The organism is Photorhabdus australis DSM 17609 (assembly GCF_000711895.1).
Lineage (GTDB): Bacteria > Pseudomonadota > Gammaproteobacteria > Enterobacterales > Enterobacteriaceae > Photorhabdus > Photorhabdus australis.
In genome coordinates this window covers 1-3231 of the sequence record NZ_KL543988.1, presented here as the reverse complement: position 1 = coordinate 3231, position 3231 = coordinate 1, and the positions used below count along the sequence as shown (strand labels likewise).

The 3231-nt window shown below is 37.7% G+C and carries 1 protein-coding gene and 1 pseudogene; both read left to right on the top strand.

Annotated features, from left to right (window positions below; translation table 11 throughout):
• Positions 1-693: 693 nt before the first annotated feature.
• Positions 694-1908 (top strand): beta-ketoacyl-ACP synthase I, encoded by a 1215-nt coding sequence (fabB, locus tag BO26_RS20325; protein ID WP_036774670.1) that lies wholly within the window; start codon positions 694-696, stop codon positions 1906-1908.
• 338 nt (positions 1909-2246) lie between these two features.
• Positions 2247-2330 (top strand): annotated as a pseudogene (locus BO26_RS22570) (helix-turn-helix domain-containing protein); the annotation flags it as partial.
• Positions 2331-3231: the final 901 nt, after the last annotated feature.

The window sequence follows — 3231 nt, the reverse complement described above, 5'->3', positions numbered from 1 at the left end:
TAATAAACTAATAAACTAATAAACTAATAAACTAATAAACTAACGCTGTTTTATTCGTATGAAAAATATGAGTAACTTTCTTTCAGTATTTTCTCCTGAGATATTTAATCTAATTTCCCTTAATAGCCATAATCTGAATGTGGTTAGAAAATAAATGAAGAATCACATCACATATTGTACTTCATCATTAACAAGTTATCTTGGTAATAGTAACGGAGAAACTTAATAGTAGTAGTAAGCCTCCTTATTGTTGTCTATAATCTTCTTTTTTAAAGAAGCGGTATTAACAATAAAATGAAGAATGGAACAATAGCATGGTTTTATTAAGCAGATATAAAGTACCTATTTTAAATTAAATCAACTTACTGATTGCTATTCATATGTTTGATAAATCTAGAGATGTTAGATTGATGTTACTATCTTTTTCCCAATATTTGATAAAAATACCAAGCATTTATTGTTTACCAGAATGATTTCTACCTGAAATTTATTTTTACCTATTGCTGTTTGAATATATTCAATACAAGTTAGTGGTGGTTTTGACCAAAAAATACATTGGAATTTTTGGGTAGATGAACTTTTCTTCGTGATTTTATCCTGATCGGACTTGTTCGGCGTACAAGTGTACGCTAAAGTGCCACTATAAAAATTCCGCAGATAGCAGATAAACTTTTTAATGAGGTGAGGTATTTAATGAAGCGTGCAGTGATCACTGGCTTAGGCGTTGTTTCCAGCATTGGTAATAACCAGAAAGAAGTACTGGCATCTCTAAAAGAAGGCCGCTCTGGAATAACTTTCTCAGAGAAATTCAAAGAGATAGGAATGAGAAGTCACGTCTGGGGTAATGTGAAATTGGATACTGCGGGGTTAATTGACCGCAAAATTCAGCGCTTCATGAGTGATGCTTCTGTTTACGCTTATCTGGCGATGGATGAAGCAATTAAAGATTCAGGTCTGGCTGATGATCAGGTTTCCAATATTCGCAGTGGACTGGTTGTGGGATCTGGTGGTGGTTCCCCGTATAACCAGGTTGTGGGAGCTGACGGTATGCGTGCCCGTGGCTTGCGTGGTGTGGGGCCTTATATGGTGACCCGTTCAATGGCTTCTGGTGTGTCAGCTTGCCTTGCAACTCCTTTTAAAATCAAAGGGGTGAACTACTCTATCAGTTCTGCATGTTCTACTTCTGCGCATTGTATTGGTCACGCGGTTGAACTTATTCAGTTAGGGAAACAGGATGTTGTTTTTGCTGGCGGTGGTGAAGAACTATGCTGGGAAATGAGCTGTGAGTTTGATGCTATGGGCGCTCTTTCCACGAAATATAACGAAACTCCTGAAAAAGCCTCCCGTACTTATGATAAAAACCGTGATGGTTTTGTGATCGCTGGTGGTGGCGGTATCGTTGTTGTTGAAGAGTTGGAACATGCTTTGGCACGTGGCGCGCACATATACGCTGAAATTGTTGGTTATGGTGCAACATCTGATGGTGCTGATATGGTTGTTCCGTCTGGAGAAGGTGCGGTTCGTTGTATGAATATGGCACTGCAAGATGTGAAAGGTCCTATTGACTATGTGAACACACATGGTACTTCTACTCCTGCTGGTGATTTGAAAGAACTAGAAGCAATTAGGGAAGTGTTTGGTGATACGACACCTGCAATTTCTGCAACAAAAGCGATGACCGGCCACTCATTGGGTGCAGCTGGTGTACATGAAGCGATTTATAGCTTATTGATGTTGGAGCATGGTTTTATCGCACCTAGCATTAACATCGAGGATCTTGATGATAAAGCAGCGGGTATGAATATCATTACTAAACCTACTGAACAAAAGCTGAATACTGTGATGTCCAATAGTTTTGGTTTCGGTGGTACTAATGCTTCCTTGGTTATGAGCAAATATTTGGGTTAAGCCCTTTTTATCATTAGGTTATTCAGGACAGTGCTTAGACAAAAGTGGTGGTTTCTGGCGTACTTTAGTGCGATCAGAGTGAGCGAAATGGGGCATCCTCGAGTGTTTGCTTATATGTATACTCCCTTTTACGCACTGTCTTTATCACTATTCTGTCGTCTGATTCTATTCATTGTGTGCTTAGTAAAAACCGCCGTAACCCCTTGGTGTAGGCGGGGATATAAGGCGAAAAGCCCAAAGGGCCTTAAGGCTGGCTACTGTGACGTATCCTGACTGAATTGATATATTAGCCTGTTTTACAAGTGAAAATGAATGCACTTTATCAATGAGTGCTGAATATGTTAAGAGCGACCAAAGTCCGCCTCTACCCCACCCCCGAACAGGCCGGGTATCTTAATGGCCAGTTCGGTGCGGTCCGTTGGTCGCTAAGACATTTTTTACGGCGGGGAGCAGTCATAAGAGAGATGAATTCAGAATTCATAGAATCAATACACTGTCTATGTTGAGTGGTGGATATCAGAAGGTTGTATCATAGTTGAGTTCAACACAAGTAAAAAAGTGTGGAGCTCTAATGATGAAGGATTGGAAGTTGTATAATGCTGCGTTTATTCTCTTATATTCTGCTATTTTTTTCCTTTAACTTATACGCTGAAAATGGATTTTGCATTCAAACAAGCGGCTATATTGAGATGAATATGCGGGATAAAATGATAAATGATTTGAACATTAAATCTCAGGACATTGATTTAGAAAGGACAAAAATTTAATTACTTTTTGATGTTGAAGTAAATAACATTCTTTCCTCGGAACTTGCCAGAAAAGAGGCGGAAAAAGATAAATTAAGAGATAGTTCTATCGGGCTCAGGTATGAAGACTATTATGGAAATAATACAGAATATAATCCGCATAACCTAATCGTAAAATTTACCTACTTTGATAAAAAAGTAAGGCAAATGTTTTTATTGCATCGGCAATCGTCAATGATATTGAATGTTCAGTATCATTTAATGGTTATTTAACCGTTAATTGAGAGTTTTAAACCAAGAGCTCAGTAATTTTTTGTTTTTATGGATTATTTTGGTGGCTATTATATTGTCTGTTTCAGGGATGGTATTAATTAGAGTCTAATTTTCTGGGTTTTGATTTTACGTGAAATACGATATTAATGCGAAAGCATAGTCTTAATATTATCAGTAGAAAAAGCCCATAATATATCTATACTCAAGACACTTCAAAGTGCATGTTTGAAAAACGATTATGTTGTTGAATTTAAATGTTTTTACGTCTGACGGCTCAAGCATCTTGAAGTTCATTCGGTATATA